A 17326-nucleotide genomic window follows, 5' to 3' on the forward strand; every position below is an offset into this window, starting at 1 on the left:
GATGAAACTGCGATCTTTCCGACGTCATCTTCCTCAGTTCACCGCCCTTGCCGCGTTGACTGCCACCGTCGTGGTGGTGGCGCCGGCACGAGCGCAGCAGGGCGCGGCCGTCCTCACCGGCAAAGTCGTCGATGCCTCCAGCAAGAAGGGCGTCGTGGACGTCGTCGTGACGGTGACGTCGCCGGCCCTTCAAGGCGAGCAAATCGTCACCACGGACAAAACGGGTACGTACCGTATCCCGTCGCTTCCGCCGGGTGTTTACACGCTGCACCTGGATAAAGAAGGATTCCGCGCTTACGAGCGCAAAGAGATTCAGCTCCGCGCCGACGCGACCATCCGCCTCGACGCCGATCTTCTGCCGGAGGGCCTCCAGGCCGACGTGGTCGTCATTACGGCCCATACGCCCACCGTCGACGTCGGGTCGACCACGACGGGGTCGAACATCGACGCCGAATTCGCATCACGCGTTCCCGTGACCAATCCGGGTGCCCGCGGCGGTGCACAGCGTACCTTCGAATCGGTGGCCGAGGCCGCGCCAGGCGCCACCGCGGATCGCTACGGCACGTCGATCATGGGTACGACGTCGCCGGAGAACTCGTACGTCATCGACGGCATGCGCACGAACAGCTCGCGCTACGGCTTGAACGGCTCGCCGCTGTCGATCGAGTTCGTCAAAGAGGTGAACGTGCTCTCCGGCGGGTACATGCCGGAGTACGGAAAGGCGACCGGCGGTATCCTCAACGTCGTCACCAAGTCGGGTTCGAACGAGTACCACGGCAACGTGTGGGCGAACTGGACCCCGGGAGCACTCGAAGGCGCACGCAAGTATCCGTTCTTCCAGGGCACGACCTTCCAGACGCGCCGCTCGTTGGGCAACGTGTACGACGTGGGCTTCGACCAGAGCGGTCCGATCGTCAAGGACAAGCTTTGGTACTACGTGGGTTTCGGCGTTTCGCGCGCAATCTACAATTTGGATCGCAGCCTCTATCAATACAGCGGCATCAATCCGACGACCGGAGCCGTCGATCCGTTTTCGGGGTCGGAAGTTCCCGGGACCTCGCAGCAGTACAAGGCGACGGCGACCTCGTATCAGATTTTCGCGAAACTCGATTATCGCATCAATCAAGATAACAAACTTGCATTGAGCTTTGCGGCGACGCCCACGACGTCGGGCGGAGGCGGGGATTTTTCGGTCAGCCCCAGCTCCGGCCAGGTCGAGGGCGCTGTGCAAGAGCTCAACATCGATGGCACCTACAGCCGACTCGCGCACACGCGGCGTTCGGGCGCCTACGACACGATTTTGAAGTGGACGTCGGAGTTCGACAACAAGTCGAAGAACATCGAGACCATCATCGGATGGCACCACGAGGTGGGTGGCCAGCTGCCTGCGGACGGATTCAACGTCGCGAGTGGCCTTGGGTATTCGGCGATTCCATCCGCCACGATGCGGCGCAATCCCCTTTATCACGACGCGTCGGAGTTCGAGCGCGTGCCGGCAGGGGCATGCGGATACACGACGCTTGCCGACGGTAGGCGCCAACAAGCCAATTGCCCCGTCGTGCAGTATCGCGGCGGCGGACCGGGCTTCATCGATCAGCAGGTCCTCGATAGCTATGCCCTCAAGAGCGTGCTCACCGTGCTCGCGCAAGGCGCTGGCCACCACGTCATCAAGGCGGGTGCGGAGCTCGAATTGGCGACGTCGTGGGCGAGCCGCGGCAGCACCGGTGGACGCACCTTCACGGAGTCGACCAACGGACGTCGCTTCGATACGGGCGGCAGCTACGGCTATCTGACGGCGCCGGATACCCCCGTTCTTTGGGACCGCTTGGTGACCCGTTCCCACTCGTTCAGCGTCGGCGGCTTCATTCAAGACAGCTGGTCGATCATGGACAAGGTGACGCTGAACGTCGGTGTTCGTTACGACAATCAGTTCTTGTTCAGCACCGACGGGAAGCTTTTCATGAGCCTTCCCAACCAGATTTCGCCACGCGTGGGCCTCATCTACGACCCGTTCCAGAACGGCCGCTCGAAGCTGTTCGTCAGCTATGCCAAGTTCTATCAGAGCGTGCCGCTGAACCTGATGGATCGCGGCGTCGAGCCTCGAGCGGAGAAATCGCTCGATACCCCCTCGCAATGCAATGCGCTCGACCCGGGGTCCGCCACGGGCCCGTGCATGAACAACACGAAGGTGTGGCCGGCCGTCGGCGGCCGTCAGGGTGGCTCCAACATCCCCGACCGCAACTACTTCCCATACGGCGGCGGCAAGACCATCGTCGACCCGGATCTCAGCCCGCAATCGATGAGCGAGTTGAGCGGTGGTGGCGAGTACGAAATCGTCAAGAATGGCCGTTTCGGTATGTCCTACGTGCGCCGCTGGATGAACAACGTCATCGAGGACATGAGCAACGACGAGGCGGCGACGTTCTTCATCGGCAACCCGGGGAAGGGGATTGCCTCGGGCTTCCCCGAGGCCGAGCGCAACTACGACGCCGGCACCGTGTACTTCATGAAGACGTTCGCCGACAGCTGGCTCGCGCAAGTGAGCTACACCCTGTCGTGGCTTCGCGGAAACATCGCCGGCCTCTACAAGCCGGACACCGGCCAGCTCGACCCGAACGCGAACTCCACGTTCGACCTGAAGTCGATTCTGACCAACCAGACAGGTGACCTGCCCGGCGATCGTCGGCACGCGATCAAGGTGTACGGCGCCAAGGACTTCCAGATTACGAAGGAGTCTCACTTGGACATCGGCGGCTCGGTGCAGGTGCGCTCGGGCGGCCCCACGAACGTGCTCGGCGCACACCCGCTCTACGGCGCCGACGAGGTCTACATCCTTCCGCGCGGTACGGGCGAGCGCCTGCCCTGGAACGCCAATTTCGGCACACACGTGGGCTACGGCTGGAAGTTCGAGAATGGGATGGCGCTGCAGTTTACGTGCGACATCTTCAACCTGCTGAACCTCCAGGGCGCCCTGAGCACGGACGAGCGCTACACCCGCAACGAGGTCTATGCCGTGCCGGGCGGCTCCAAGGCCGACCTTCCGAGCAACGTGAAGCAGGTCGCCGGCGGTGCCCTGCAATCGGGCTCGGTGAACCCGAACTTCGGGAACGCCAACCTGTACCAAGAGCCACGGCAGTTCCGTTTCGGCATCCGCGGCAGCTTCTAAAAGGAACAAACGCAAGGCGGGGTATGTCACACGCGACATGCCCCCGCGTTGTGTAAGGTAGAAATATGGCCTCGAAACTCGCGTTTCGAGGCCATATATATTTGGGGATCCACGCTTACTGGGGAGGCATCTCACTTGCTGGGTTGGCAGCCGTGAACGAATCAAGGCAGAAGTCGCGACCGACGCCGTCGCGACCAACGGGGCAAGCCGGCGACGAGCGGCCGGCGTTAACGTCGCAGGTCCGTCAGCGCACCGCCTCGCGCGATAGCGCACCGCCCGAACCGCGTCAGTCGAGTCAATCTGTGCCAGTAGCCCCAAAACCACGACAAGACGACCCGCCGCCGCGCGCCGAACCGGTGGACGCGCAGTCGCCGCTGCAGTTGCGCTTGCGCTTGCGCTTGCGCTTGCCTTATTTCGGCCTCGCGTTCGTCGGTGGGATACTCGGCGGCGCCATTGGTGGAGGAGCGATGCTCCTGGAGACGCACATCGCCACCTCGGACGGCGCCCCCTGGATCAGGGTGATCGCCATCCTCTCGGTCGCCTTCGGCGCCGTAGCCGTCCTCCTCACGGGGCTATGGCTGATTCACCGCGCCCTGCACCGCCCTGCGGACTAAGCATCCGCACGGCAGACCGTGCCGCGGCGAGAGAGAGCGAGACGAGCTCAATCTCCAGGTATCCGTGCAGCAGAACGCGTCGTGAGGGGCGGCGTACCAGGCTCAAACTCGGGGTGCGTGTGGAAGACAGCGAAGAAGCCGGAATGGAAAAAGCGGACTGCAAGCTGGAAGGCGAGCGGCGAGAGCGACCGATTATGCAAAGAAGCAAGGATGGAATCCGCGGATGCGGATGTGGAAAGAGCGGAGAGCAAGTCTGCTGAGGCAGAAAAGGATTCGGCGAAGTAATACCTTCGGAAGGGCCTTCCGCAGCAAGATGCCTCTGGAGAAGGCGGGGGCGCAATGCTCAGCAGCACTACGCCCCAACGGCACGTCGACGTGATTCTTAGCTCGGGCCGAGTTCTTCGGACGCAAAAAGGGGGCCGCCCTGCTGCGCTTCGCGGGGTGCTCGGCGTGCCGGAAAAGAGTTCATGTTTCCCGAGCATATGTATCCCTCCTGCGAAGGATGCCAGTTCGCAGGATCATGGGGCCAGGGAGACGGAAGCGAACAACCATGCGCAGGATGCCGCGGATCGGACTCAAAGTCCGTGGATTGAAAATCGTGTCCCGAACATGACGCGTCAGAGAATTTTCGCAGGGGCATGGGGCTGTCGACGATCGCACAAACCGCTCAGATTTAGGGCAAATTGCATAAGACAGCCAAATTCCTTCACCCCGAGGTGCTCGGGCCGATTTGTTGGGAGAGGCAAGCCGTTGTGCGTAAGAGATCGTCCAAAAAAGAAGGCCCGGGTCTGACCACCCGAGCCTTCGAGAGCGGTCGCAAAACGGGCGCCGCCACAGAGTAACCCCGTTATCATTCACGCGCCCGTCTGCGTCCAGAAAGGCGCCGATGTTTCATGAGCGCGGAAGTAGGACGGCTGTTCGGGTGCGAGCTTTTCGGCCGAATCATACGGGCTTGCCGTGGCTGCGATCATGGCCGGCGGTATTGCGGGCGAGTACGCAGCGCTCATCGCCGCCGTGAGCCGCTGCGCCGGGCGGGCGCCATCTATCAGCGCAGCCGTCGTGGGGCGACTCTGCATTCGCATCGTGCGCAGCGATACCGAGACCGCCGGCGGGCCAATCGGATGATATAAAAGCAGTGCACGTTGGTGTTCTTTTTCTTGCCTTCAACGGCAAGCCTTTCAAGAAATCGTGCAAACGCTTCGGGCCTCATCTCCACACGTGACGCTCCTTCGGTGCGTGGCGGTGGGACGAATACCGAGCGATCCAAACGCTTGTACAAGATCGCATATCCGCTGCGGTCATAGAATAGCACTTTACACCGGTCGGTGCCCTTGTTGAGGAAAACGAAGAGGGCGCCACCGCGTGGGTCCTCGCCGAAACGCTCGCGGACAATCCCCGCGAGGCGGTCGAAACTGACGCGAAGATCCACGCGATCGACGCCCACGAAGATCCGAACGTGCGTGGAGAACATCAATTCTCCTCCAGCAGGCTTAATTAGTAGGTCGCGAAGCGCCGCGGGGCTGCCGCATGTTTGCTTCCGGAGAACCTCGATCGAACGAAGAATCACCTCGACGTCCCGATGGGTTGGGGCGTAGAGCTGCTCAACAACGTCACCGCTTTCTCAATGGGCATCTTGGCCGCAAAGGATCCATCCGATGGGATGACCTCGACGAATCCTTTTCCGGATTCAGCGGCTTTGGTTTCAGCTGCAATCCGCTTTTCCCACCATATGAGTGTCAGTGGATTCCAGTCGTGCCTTTTGGCATAATCAGGCGCGCTCTCCACGCTCGCCTTCCAGCCCGCGATCCGCTTTCCCATTCTGGTTTCTTTGCTCGCTTCAGCATGCACACGGAGTTTGCGGATAGTCTGCTATGGAGTCACGACGTGGTCTGCTGCATGGATACGTACTTGTCGCTCTTCTTCGTCGAAACCCCACGCGACCATCTTGCCTCGCGGCCAATAGGCTCGAACATCGGCCTCCGTACCGACGATCCCGGTGACCACGCCATCTTCACCGCACGCACACACGACCACGCGACGTGCTTGTGGAATGCCACGAATTCCACGACCGCATGCGAGCCGCAGGTCCTTTGACGACTTCGCACTCCGCCGATGCATCGAACCGCGCTACGCCCCCAGCCATCGAACGGGCGCGACGTCGCCGGTTGTACAATCTCGCGCGTGAACGCTCCCCTCCGGCGTCCCGCGGCGCTCACGTTTTCATCGCCCGGCGCCGGGAGGTGCCCAATATCCGTTACCCGACTCGCCATGGCCCCACCCAACCACGATTCGACCCTCAGGTCACGCACCCGCTGAGCATACCCTGCGCCCTGGCGCAAGATCCCGCTTACGCGCTGCTGGATGGCTTACCAAGCAACTGCGCCATCACGCCAGCTACAGCATTGCTGCCAGCGACGTATACCCCTCAGTCGCTGGTGCGGTCAGATGGTCGAGGCCGCGCCCCTGTCAATATAGCCAATTCTGAAATCTCAACAACGAACGGCAAAAGAGGCGTACTCCATGCGTCAAGTGCATCGCCCTGGCTAAACTCCGTCGCTTGTTCGCACAGAAACATCTCGTCGTTGACTAAGACCGGCAAAGACTACGTAGTAATTGTGCATTACCGAACGGCTACTTCATCACGCATCACGATATCAACAAGGCGCGGCTGTGTAGTCGGCAATGCAAATGTATCGGGTGCTGCGACCCGTCGAGCATCCACACGGTCGGTCATAGTGACCAGGACGCGGCGGGGCCCCTCGAAGGATTCTCGCCCATGGCTTGTCAGCATATTGTCGATCAACATGAGATCACCTCGCTCCCAAGGTACGGAGCTCATTTCGGCGTCGTAAGCAGAACGAAGTTCTTGATACTCCGATATTGTAATTGCGCTGCCATTGCCGAAAAAGGTATGATACGGCGCCCCTTCTAAACCTACCACGCGTGTTATTAATTGACGACGCGCCTCGGCTTGATTGTATATATTAAAAAACGTGCCGTGATTGAACCACACGCGTTCTTTTGTAATCGGATGTTCCAGTGACGCCCACCTTCGATAAGTAGCAACCAGGCGGTCGTTATCGAGTTGTCCCCATTCGGCACGCATTGAGTTTTTCATAAAATAGGTTTCTAAATCAGACTTCGACGAAAGGCCAAACGCAGCGCTCCAGGAGAAACCAATTCGCTTGTGATAGCCGAATGCGCGACGGTACAAGAAGCCCTCGTCCTCCAACCGTGTCCGCAATCCGATGGGTATTCTTCTGTACACTCGACGAACGTCGCAGAGCGGCGTCGCGCCACCGGCAGTGGCTCGGACTTCACAGCAGAACATTAAATAAAGTGGCCAACTCATTACATGCGAATTTTCATTGTGTTGATAAATTGATTCAGTATTAGGGTAAGTTGTCGAAGTGGCGACATTCCCCTCCACGGTCTCTCGAGGCGTGGATGCTTCTCGGTACTTGACCCACGCGTCGGGCGAAAAAGCCGCTGTGGCTTTCTCCAGGAGCCGCGCGCTGGAGACGTCGAAGTTGCGAAAGAGTACTGCACCATGGACGTTCAAAAGGGCCCTCACCTCCGTCCGGTATTCGGCGAGCATTTGACATAACCAATCCGGTCCGGGGCTCGCGCCGCGCGGACCGAAGACGACCGGGCACCGACCGCTGCTCAACTGGATTAGCTCAGGAATTAGCATGTGGAGATTCTTTGTTAGTGTGATCAATAATGTTTTTGCGCAATAATGACATGATGTTGTTATGTGGTTAGTTCCAAAAAAAGCACACGAGCAACGAGCCTGTGGCCGCGCTTGACGGCCTCGATGCTCGGGGCGGTCGTCAAGTGCGTCTTTTTCCGTACCGCCCGGACCCAGGAGCACGATATTGCGCGGGGTCGGAATGCCGCTGCATCGAGCCATACCTTCAACCCGGACGCGTCCAGACCATGCGACCACCGCCAATCGAATTGAGATAGCATCTTCTGCGCGGGTAGGCGCGCGGATCGCATGCGATGCATGATCCGCGTGCTCGGCGCGGATCGACGAGTTCAGCATCGAGCAAGGCCGCAGGTATTGCAAAGGCGACCAACCCTCGGCCAGCCATTGGTGCGCCAGTGTTTCGCACTCCGGTGCGACTGTGGGCAGTTTGAGCACGCGAGACTGAGCGCGCACGACGGACAGCCCGCGCTCACGCGCCACTTCTCGAATCCGAACCCCTTCGGCCACCACGCCATGGGCACCACCCCCAGACGACGAGGCCATCGCTCACCCCCTATCCATCCTCCCGTTCTTCCGGGAGTGTCCCGTATCGAGGACCGCGTCGAGCAATTTTTCACCGCGCCCGCGCCGCCCGAGCCGCGACAGTGAGCAGTGCAGCGAAGGCGCAGGGGGACAGAAGAGCGAAGCCGGTCAGCGCCTGGATGGACCTTTGGCTTGGGCACGGGAGCCACTGGGTAGCTCGCTGTCGTCGAGCTTGGGGTTGGAGTCGGGGTCGGTAAGACCCACCGTCGACGACGATAGCGAAAGCGGCGTTCTTCAATCGACCGACAGCGCTTTGAGCAAGCAAGACATGATCGAATATGCAGATCCATTCGGCGGTGTCTCGATTGCGCGTGATAATCATCGACGCGCGACCGGTGCGCTCGAGAAAGAGTTGATAGATCCTTTGCTCTCTTCATTTGCTCATCGGCTCGAGATCGAAGTCGTCGAGGGATGAGATTACCGGCCGTGGTGAGGGCGGTCACCTACGCCTAGCGGGTATCGAGGCGACTCTGTCAGAGACCGAGAGCGCTGGCGAGAAATCTCGCCAATGCCGATAGGGACCAAGAACTACCATGTGGGCTTCGAGAAATCGGCGGCTCGTAAGCTTGGCGAGCAGGGGCTTGTCGAGTGACTTTCGAGGTTCTTGTCGAGCACCTCGAGGCGCATACCCCGGTCGAGGCCGCCCTCTTGCGTGCGTTCACGCGGTTGCGAAATTGTACGCTTCGTACGACGATATTCACGACTGCTCGAAGTAGGTCAAGTGTACGAGTGTATCGTAGTTCCGTTCGGGGCCAGCCATGCGGGCCGCAGGCTTGTCAGATCTCCTCAGGAAGTCGAGTTCGGCTTCACATTGACCGCGGTGTGGGAATCAGCACAATCCGTGACTCACTTACGTGAATCATCTCGTCGATTGTGAACGGGACCAAGTGAGCGCGATTCGTCCGCCAGTACTCCGTTTCGTCACGAAAGTGGTGGTTGCTCGGATCCATCGAATTGCCCGTAGGAAAAGCATTCCATGCACGCGGCCCTGCGGGATCAAGATCAATCACGAAGCGTTGCGCTGGGCCGCTCCTGTACATGAAATAGGGATCGGGTTCCACTGTTGCGAGGTTATATTCCGCAGCATCGACACAGAACTCGTCACCGTCACGGGGAAATCCGCTCGAAAAAAGCCGATCGTTCCGCGCCGGGATCGACGTACCAATCGGAGCGGCTATCGACGACATCGTCACGGTATGATACGCGCCCCACCTTCGTTGGCGCTCGTCGCTACCGGCCTTCTGGTCCAGCCAAATGATAGAATCAAGAAGTGCTTGCACGATGCGATCGTCACGCGTTTCAACCACATCGGTCGTTTGAATGTCATCCCATACAATGGAATCTCTCCGAACAGGATCGTAGGTAGCCAGGCCCCTCGGATCGTCGAGTAGTAGATGCACGATTGCTTTCAATAGAGCGTCGTGTCCGAGATTCACGGATGCCGCGACAGCCTCGTCGCGGAGCGTGCGAATAATCACATTGCGTAACCAAAGATTGAATATCAAGGTTGCTTGAGAGGCTCGTCCTGCGATTGCTTCCGGAATCACGCCAGCGGTAGGCGACGGCTCACCTGTTGCGAGGTCGATACCTGCCGAGGCACGATAATCTGCATCCGCTCCCCATGTCTCTAGCAATGTGCGAACCTCTGCAATGCGTACCGGATCGTACGCGGGCTCCTTCAAGACGTGCGAGAGACTTGAATTTGAATCGGGGTGCGCGTACTCTTCCTGCGCGCGATTAAGCACCGTAAGTAATACGGGAACGAGATTTGCGCCTAGGGCTGACCGCACGTCAGCCTGGATGGCGGATAGATCTTCCGGTCCCAGTGGACGATTCGCGGAAGTTATTCGCGCACGAATGCGCGATGCGCGATAGCCAACATCAAAGCCGCAGCCCCAGTACATCGGAGTTCCGTTGGGTAGCGATGCGTTCGATGGATCGTTGTCGGCGAGATCGCCAGTCGGATCGTTGTTGGCGGAAATAATGTGGGACGATGCGGGGTTCTTAGCGGCCGGAACGTACTCGGCAGGTAGCATGCCAGTCCACTCAGCACTCCCATCACCGGGTAGCACCAGGCACGGCAAGGTCCCCGTGTAGCTGCTAGGATTCCAAGAAAACGCCTCCCTTTTCCGAATAGGAATATGCGATGAGCTCGTCCAAGCAATATTGCCAGAGGTGTCAGCAAGGACCCAATTTTGCGCACCTGCAGCGTACGAGGCAAGCGCGTTGACGCCCTCGTCCGTTGTCCTAGCGTGAGCAAGGCCGAAGAGTGCCGCCAGTTCGAGCGTCGGAGCCGATCCGGTCCAGCGTACACTCAGCGCGGGCCCTGGCGATGGCTCGATCACGCGATGCCCCTCGATCACGGGGACTATTGGACCGTGATGCGGCACAATTTTCACGTGGTAGACCAGTGGAGCGGAGCCTCGCACCTCGATGACTTCGTCGATGCTCTGAAAAGGAACCTTGGACGTGCCGAATACGACACCCTGACCATCAGCGCTCACGGTCTCAGAATACGCATCACTGACATCGTATCCAGTGACCGTTGCACCCCAGGCAACCATTCCGTTGTGACCGAGGATCACGCCAGGTATGCCAGGCATTGCCGCACCACTCAGGCGCATCGCGGCGTCGCTCCCCATTCCAACCGTGATCGATACGGGCCACAGTCCCCCCGGAGAGGTGAGGGCCAGATGAGGGTCGCTCGCGAGCAAAGCGTGGTTGGTAGCGCTGGCAATGCCCGAGATCGCCCACGCATTAGAGCCGAAGCCTGCGGGAGCCCACTGGTTTCGAATTGAATCGAGCACATCGCGAAAGCCAACGGTTCGATTCGCGACGATCGAGGCTGCTTTCGGCGCCGTACGTTTGCCTTTAAGTGAAGGACTCGATGCGATGGCGCTCGGTTGGGGGCGCGGGGAAAGGGCGGGGCGCTCGGCAATGGGATCCAGTGGGGCGAACCACCAAAGATCCCGCTCAATTCCCGTGCGCGCCCGAAGAGCCTGGTCTTTAGCCGATGCATGGAACGTAGCCTTGAGATTGTCTAGCACGACCTGATTGCCGATATCGACGTCAGCATCATAAGAAAGCAGAAATGTTTGAAGTCGTGCTACTGCGAGAGAGTCTACCGCGCTCCAATCCGTGAACGCTTCAATGGGAAGCATGCTCCATGATTCGGGCAGCATCGCGCGTCCCTCGCGAATGTCGCGAAATGCATTTGTCACGCCCTCGGCATATCCTTCAAGTGCAGCGCGTACTTCTCCGGGGCCGATGAGAGCATTCTGTGCGCGGGCAATCCTCGCTAAACCGATTTGACGAAACGCAATATCGCTGTCAATGGTATTTGGCGAAATGTCCCCGAAAATTTGCGCCATGCGTCCTTCCGCGGTGCGCCGCAACAGCTCGAGCTGACCGGCACGATCGCGTGCAATCATGTATCCCTCCGCTCGCATCGCGTCCGCAAGGGTAGTCGCATAGATGTGAGGGCGACCGTAAGTATCGCGTACAACGTCTGTTGGAGCGTCGAGCCTCGGGAAAGGCAGTCGATCGTGGACTTGAATGCCGGGCCGGTCGCCCAGTGGCCCGAACACTGCTGGTTCGAGCGAATCCGTTGGCCCAGAGCAGGCAATACCGAGTGAGACAAGGATAGCTAACGTGCCTACAAGTCGGACAAGCTTGTCGTCATCTGCCATGTGCTGCTTCCTTTCGGGGTCAGGCGGGCTCTCAGGGAACCTTCGACAAAGGCGCTGGTCAGGTGCGCAGATAATCGCTCAGCGGAGAAACGGACAATTTCTTTAGATAGGACTGCGCGGCCTCCACCGATTTCGAGGCTCGAGCCTCCCAAATGCTCGCATCCGAGATCAACGGCTGCAGTGCCGTACACCACGGGTCGACCCTCACCGGCGCTTGGATCGCTCTTGGCGCTCCGGTCCAGGTCCGGACGAATCGAAGGGGAGTGACCTCGATGCAATCGTTCACGCCCAGCCGATACTCGGGTAGACCGCCGTCATTACTGACGATCACCGGTACACCACGCAGCATCGCGTCAAGCACAATCATTGCGCCGCTCTCACCGCATATGGAAGGAACAACGAGTACGCTGGTATCTGACAACGCCTCGTCAAGATCTTCCCTGGATGGTGATATTTCCACGTTGGGAAGCGACCGCAACCCGGAATATACTCCCATATACGTCTTGATTGCACGAAATCTAGTGTCGGGAAATGATTTTGCAAGGGCCTCAAAAATCTTAGCGCCTTTGGCGACGCAAGGATTCACCATAGTAACCGCGCCATCGAATCGTCCTACGCGCCGGAAAGGCGGAGCCCCATAGGATACCGGCGGCTGGTAGACCGAGGACAACCCCGCATAATTATGGACATATTTTTGCATGAATACCGACGCGCAAATAATTTTCGGAATTCGCCGGTAGACTGAAGTGGAGGAGGAAAGGAACCATTCTTTCGAGCTTGCGGGTCCGAAAGGGAGCAATAGAGTGGATGCTATGCTGAGTGCCAGCTTTCCGCGGGCCAGCGTTAGAGCGAATCGAAGGTTACCTGCGCCGTTCTCCCAAACCACCCAGTCGGGGTTCCAATCTTGTACGCGTTGCCTGACGAGCGCGCCGAATCTTTTGCGTATAAGAAGCAAGCGCCGGATCTGCTCGAATACACCACCGCGCCCCTGGCGGAGCTCGACGATCGGCAGGTCGTCGGTAAAGTCTACACTGATCGGCGGCATAGCACTGCCATCCTGGATTGTTGAGCAAAGCCGCCCCCATTGGGAGTGGTCTGAGCCGTCGACTGGGACAGGGGCGGGGATGGAGATCACTTTGCACTCGTGACCCGCCGCCGCCATCGCGACAATTAATCCGCGGAACGACTTGATGCCACCCTCGTTGTTTCCGAAAGCATGAAGTCCTGGATTGGCGAATAGTAGTCGCAGTGGGCGGGATTTAATTGCCCTGGCTTCTATGGATCTTGAGTTGTCGTATTCTGTGACGTTATTATATTGACTCGCCTGAGGTGACGCCATGTGTTTCTCCTAATGATGTGGCAATTTGGATGCTTTGAAGCGACGAATGAGGGTTCAGTGAGTATCGCGCGATAAGGAACCGAGAGCACCCGTCCGTATCGCTCACTCTCGAGGTTAATACGGGAATTGCCGCACCATCTCCGCGCGGTTAGATACCTCAAGCTTCGTATACACGCGACGTACGTAAGTTCGAATTGTGTTCTCGCTTAGCCCAAGAATCGCGGCGATGTTTACGACGCTGTAACCTGCAACGAGATGCCGCGCGATCTCTCGCTCGCGGCGGGAAAGATTGCCGGTAGTTCCCTGTTTGCTTTGACCAATAGATTCTCGCTTCCCCGCGCGCGTGCTTGGGTAGACTACGTGAATGGGCTTAGGGTCCCCAAAGGCGCTGTGCACCGTCGTTGAGCGAAGTGCAGCTATCTCCTCCTCGAGCGCGTCGTGCACGAGCCTCGTTTGTGTGATAGCCACGATGAAAGGAATGAGCAGTTCGAGTTTACCTACATCGGCTTGCGTGAAGGCGGGCTCGTCTTCGCGGCGTTCGAGACCGCACACTCCATGGAGCGCCGTGCCATCATGCAGCCACATCGAGATAGCTCGTACAAACCGATTAGGTAAAGAGTTGACTAAAAAATATGACGAGCTGCTGCGGTAGAGTTCCGGATGAAAGTGGATGTGAGCCTTCCGCATAAGGGCGACATCGACTGCTATCCCAAGTGCTTCGCTTAGCGTAGCGCTGCTCGGGATTGTCGGCCTCAATTCGCTGCCGTCCACGACTCGCGTCGAGCGAGGGGAGACAGTCCCGGCGATGCCGCTGAGAAGAAGGAAGGCGCCGGCAGATGGTACTAACGTCCGCAATGCCTCCAGCATGTGCCCTGAAAAATCCCGCCTCACGCAACATTCAACAATTCGAAGTCGCACCTCATCGATGGTGGTCGGGGACGTCAGCATCATCATGCTCCATAGTGGATGTTTGTTGCTGTCGGTGGCTATGTCCTCAAATTGGTCGACCAACGAGAACGCCGGGTTGCGCACTTCTTCTAAGAACGCGCTCCTAATCGGTCGCGACGTCGCGAACCTCTGCTCTCCTGCTACGGACGGGTAGCAGAATCCAAAGCAAATTCGACCCTCAACGGACACTTTCGGTCGACTTGAAGTGTTCGGGCGTCGTAGCGCGAGTCAGCGAACGCAACGCGACCAGGTTTGATCGAAATTCGGACACCCGTAACAGACTTATTGCACTAATGAGTCTGGTCGATAGCGGTCGGCGAGGTGATTCCTTCACGTCCGCGATGGCCCGTTCTTCTGCCCGACCGATCTATCGTGTCAATCCCAAATTAGCCAGCGTGAGCGACGAACGACGATCCAGCTGTTCGCCCCGGCCGTGATTTAGTTGCGTGAATTCGACGGACGTTCGCTCTTTTGTTGTAGGTGCACGAGGGGAGGGGAGCTGCATGGTGTTAAGTCCGTGGGTTGCATCACGAGTGCGAACAACGGTTGTCACTACTTATGGTGATGGCCGAGCTGCGCGTCCTCGAATACTCGTAAGCTTCGGTTATTCATGACTCACCCTCTTGAGACGTACTTGGCAAAAGAAGTCAAAATGACGCTAGGTAGAGAATCTGGTCATCGAAGTGACAGCACCCGCGCCAACCTGCGGGCTGCGACGAAGGTCGAAGCTCGCAGTGACAGGATTACGCCGGCTACTACCATTTCCGCCGCGGCGACGGGCGCCGCGGGCTATGAGCGGTGGTTTCTGTCAACACGACGGAACCCTGACGCAAAAGTTCGCCTGTTTTGCTTCCCCTACGCGGGCGGAAGTCCATGGGTGTATCGCGACTGGTCGACCCTGGCGGGTCGCGATCTTGAGGTTTTCACAATGTGCCTTCCTGGAAGGGCGTCGAGGCAGCACGAGCGACCAATTGTGGACATGAGAGCGCTCGTTGCGGCGCTATGCGAGGCCATGCGAGATGGGCTCGAGAAGACGTATGCCTTCTTTGGCCATAGCCTAGGCGCGCTTGTTGCGTTTGAGCTCGCCTTTGAGCTTCAGCGCATCGGCGCGCCACCGCCTCGACGTCTGTTCGTCTCCGGATGCGCCGCGCCCGCGTATGAGCGCACCAACCGAGAAATGCACAGGCTATCGGACGCGGGGTTGGTTGAGGCTATCCGGGACCTGAATGGTACGCCGGCGGCGATCCTCGATGACCCGGAAATGCTCGCGTTGCTGTTGCCGGTAATGCGCGCGGACGTTGAGCTTGCTGCGAGCTACTACGGAAGCACGGAAAGGCTGGTCAGTCCCATTACGGCGCTGTTCGGCGCAACTGACATGGGGGTACCGTACGAAGCCGTAGCCCGATGGCAGGTGCATACATCGGCCGAACTTCGCGTGCACTCGTTCCACGGGGGACACTTCTTTATACAACCATGTGCGGCGGACGTAGTGTCGGTCGTGCTACGGGAGGTTTTATGACCAATAATGCATCGTCTGCTATGTATTTGAGAGAGAACGTTGTCATCGAACCTTTGGTGAACAGCTGGTACGCGTCGTCCTTCGTGATTCCACCGGTCACGGCGGCACTATACGTAGCTAATCATCATATCAAGGTCATGCAATCGTTCGTTGCAACGCCATCTATCCATGTAGAAGCTGTAAAGGCACCGGGTATGCTAGGCGGCCCGTTCATCAATCATCCCGCAACTCGTGCAGGAGAAATCGCCGAACTGCTAGAGACGACGCGCCGGAGGCAGGTACATCTTCTGGAGCTTGCCGTCGCTGTAAAGGCTCTAAATGACATGTTAGCAATGGAGGCAACTGGTACTCCGTTGGAGCCGCTGTACGCGAAGGTGCCCGCCATTCTTCGCGGGTACGTAGAGCTGGTGTACGACCTTCATCACCGGCCGTACTTTCGCTGCTTTGAGGCGCTTCTGTACGAGAGTTCACTATATCGTACATCCAATCAGACGATAGCGATCTCCGTATGCAAAAGCGACTCGCGCGCATTTGCACTCAGTACGCCGCGACTGCGCGGAGATGAGGTATTGGTTGCAGAGCTTCCGTTTGCAAGTCCGATCGTTGACGAATTGTCCAAAGCACGCCTATCGCCGACATCGACAGAGTACTTTGTCGATGCATTGCAAATAGATCGAAATGCGCTCTCTCAATATTTTACGGAAGAGCCGCCAATTCGGCGAGTCCAGGAAATTCTCGAAGGGGTGCGGGTCCGGTACCTTGGCCACGCCTGCATTCTCGCAGAGTCGCGCCAGACGAGCGTACTCTTTGACCCTCTGGTTCCGCACAAGGGGGTTCCCGGTTTGGAACGAATAGGCTTCGCCGACCTTCCAGATACAATCGATTATGCGGTGATTACCCATAACCACCAAGATCACGTTCTACTAGAGACACTGTTGCAACTGCGGCACAAGATTAGGCACCTGGTTGTTCCTAGTAACAGTCCAGGAAGTTTAGCGGATCCATCACTTAAATTGATGTTTCGCAAACTCGGGTTTAGAAACGTAATTGCGCTTGATGAGATGGAGGCGCTCGAGTTCGAAGGCGGTTCGATCACAGCGTTGCCGTTTCTGGGAGAGCACGGGGATCTCGATGTTCGGTCCAAAGCTGCCCATTTGCTTCGGCTTGGAGGTAGAGCGATCTTATGCGCCGCCGATTCAAACAACTTGGAGCCTGAGCTCTACAATCATGTGCGAAATATGGTCGGACGAGTGGATACTGTATTTATAGGTATGGAATGTCAAGGGGCACCCATGAGTTGGTTGTACGGCCCGATCTTAGCAAAGCCGATCATTCGGAAGAACGATCAAGGTCGTCGATTGGACGGGTCTGACTGCGCAAAAGCTGTGGATGTTATTCAGAAACTGAGCCCATCGCGCGCATATGTTTATGCAATGGGTGCAGAACCATGGCTCCAGTTTATCACTTCTATCAATTACGACGAGCATTCAAAACCCATAGTGGAGTCAAATAAGTTTGTGGAAGAATGTCGTAAGATTGGCGTATTTGCCGAGCGTTTGTACGGGGCCCAGGTGGTCCCCGTTTGACGATGTGCCGGTAAAACAGGTGTATGTGAAAGTGCTGGTTTCGAGTTGGTTGCGACGCAACTTGCGGGGACGTCGAGTTCGTGATTCCAATGTTGGTCGCCTAATTTGTCTTTTATTCAATGTGTCTGGTCCTGATGCCGCATAGCGTGCTGTGAATTGGCTCCTGTATTT

Annotated in this window: 10 protein-coding genes; 5 read left to right on the forward strand and 5 right to left on the reverse strand. The window is 58.2% G+C overall.

Going from position 1 to position 17326, the window contains the following annotated elements; all coding sequences use genetic code 11:
- Position 1: 1 nt before the first annotated feature.
- From LZC95_18385 to LZC95_18395, 3 genes are all read left to right on the forward strand, one after another.
- Complete coding sequence (locus tag LZC95_18385) at positions 2-3166, forward strand: TonB-dependent receptor (GenBank protein ID WXA98786.1); 3165 nt, start codon at positions 2-4, stop codon at positions 3164-3166.
- A gap of 356 nt (positions 3167-3522) precedes the next feature.
- Positions 3523-3780 carry a hypothetical protein gene (locus tag LZC95_18390; protein WXA98787.1) on the forward strand — a complete coding sequence of 86 codons (258 nt, stop codon included), beginning with the start codon at positions 3523-3525 and terminating at the stop codon, positions 3778-3780.
- Between the two features lie 957 nt (positions 3781-4737).
- On the forward strand, positions 4738-4905 hold the full coding sequence (locus LZC95_18395) for a hypothetical protein (protein ID WXA98788.1): 168 nt from the start codon (positions 4738-4740) through the stop codon (positions 4903-4905).
- A 438-nt stretch (positions 4906-5343) separates the two neighbouring features.
- On the opposite strand, the gene LZC95_18400 is transcribed toward LZC95_18395, so the two are convergent.
- The 5 genes from LZC95_18400 to LZC95_18420 all read right to left on the reverse strand — a co-directional run bounded on the left by LZC95_18400 (position 5344) and on the right by LZC95_18420 (position 14134).
- Positions 5344-5598, reverse strand: a complete 255-nt coding sequence (locus tag LZC95_18400) for a hypothetical protein (protein WXA98789.1) — start codon at positions 5596-5598, stop codon at positions 5344-5346.
- 802 nt (positions 5599-6400) lie between these two features.
- Entirely contained in the window at positions 6401-8035 is a 1635-nt protein-coding gene (locus LZC95_18405; GenBank protein WXA98790.1) for a TauD/TfdA family dioxygenase, read from the reverse strand.
- Between the two features lie 845 nt (positions 8036-8880).
- The gene (locus LZC95_18410) at positions 8881-11763 is read right to left on the reverse strand and encodes a penicillin acylase family protein (GenBank protein WXA98791.1); all 2883 of its coding nucleotides are present in this window, start codon (positions 11761-11763) and stop codon (positions 8881-8883) included.
- 58 nt (positions 11764-11821) lie between these two features.
- Positions 11822-13102 carry a glycosyltransferase gene (locus LZC95_18415; GenBank protein ID WXA98792.1) on the reverse strand — a complete coding sequence of 427 codons (1281 nt, stop codon included), beginning with the start codon at positions 13100-13102 and terminating at the stop codon, positions 11822-11824.
- Between the two features lie 114 nt (positions 13103-13216).
- Positions 13217-14134 (reverse strand): helix-turn-helix transcriptional regulator, encoded by a 918-nt coding sequence (locus tag LZC95_18420; protein WXA98793.1) that lies wholly within the window; start codon positions 14132-14134, stop codon positions 13217-13219.
- 568 nt (positions 14135-14702) lie between these two features.
- Between LZC95_18420 and LZC95_18425 the strand changes: the two genes are divergently transcribed.
- The gene (locus tag LZC95_18425) at positions 14703-15569 is read left to right on the forward strand and encodes an alpha/beta fold hydrolase (protein WXB00352.1); all 867 of its coding nucleotides are present in this window, start codon (positions 14703-14705) and stop codon (positions 15567-15569) included.
- The gene (locus LZC95_18430) at positions 15566-17155 is read left to right on the forward strand and encodes an MBL fold metallo-hydrolase (GenBank protein WXA98794.1); all 1590 of its coding nucleotides are present in this window, start codon (positions 15566-15568) and stop codon (positions 17153-17155) included. The genes LZC95_18425 and LZC95_18430 overlap by 4 nt, the downstream gene beginning before the upstream one ends.
- Positions 17156-17326: the final 171 nt, after the last annotated feature.

It is taken from the genome of Sorangiineae bacterium MSr12523 (assembly GCA_037157775.1).
GTDB classification, from domain to species: Bacteria; Myxococcota_A; Polyangia; order Polyangiales; family Polyangiaceae; genus Pendulispora; species Pendulispora brunnea.

What these genes read in the sequence shown, in the direction of transcription:
- LZC95_18385 (WXA98786.1), top strand. Translation starts at nt 2, where the DNA reads ATGAAACTGCGATCTTTCCGACGTCATCTTCCTCAGTTCACCGCCCTT.
- LZC95_18400 (WXA98789.1), bottom strand. Translation starts at nt 5,598, where the DNA reads ATGGGAAAGCGGATCGCGGGCTGGAAGGCGAGCGTGGAGAGCGCGCCT.
- LZC95_18405 (WXA98790.1), bottom strand. Translation starts at nt 8,035, where the DNA reads ATGGCCTCGTCGTCTGGGGGTGGTGCCCATGGCGTGGTGGCCGAAGGG.
- LZC95_18410 (WXA98791.1), bottom strand. Translation starts at nt 11,763, where the DNA reads ATGGCAGATGACGACAAGCTTGTCCGACTTGTAGGCACGTTAGCTATC.
- LZC95_18415 (WXA98792.1), bottom strand. Translation starts at nt 13,102, where the DNA reads ATGGCGTCACCTCAGGCGAGTCAATATAATAACGTCACAGAATACGAC.
- LZC95_18425 (WXB00352.1), top strand. Translation starts at nt 14,703, where the DNA reads ATGACGCTAGGTAGAGAATCTGGTCATCGAAGTGACAGCACCCGCGCC.
- LZC95_18430 (WXA98794.1), top strand. Translation starts at nt 15,566, where the DNA reads ATGACCAATAATGCATCGTCTGCTATGTATTTGAGAGAGAACGTTGTC.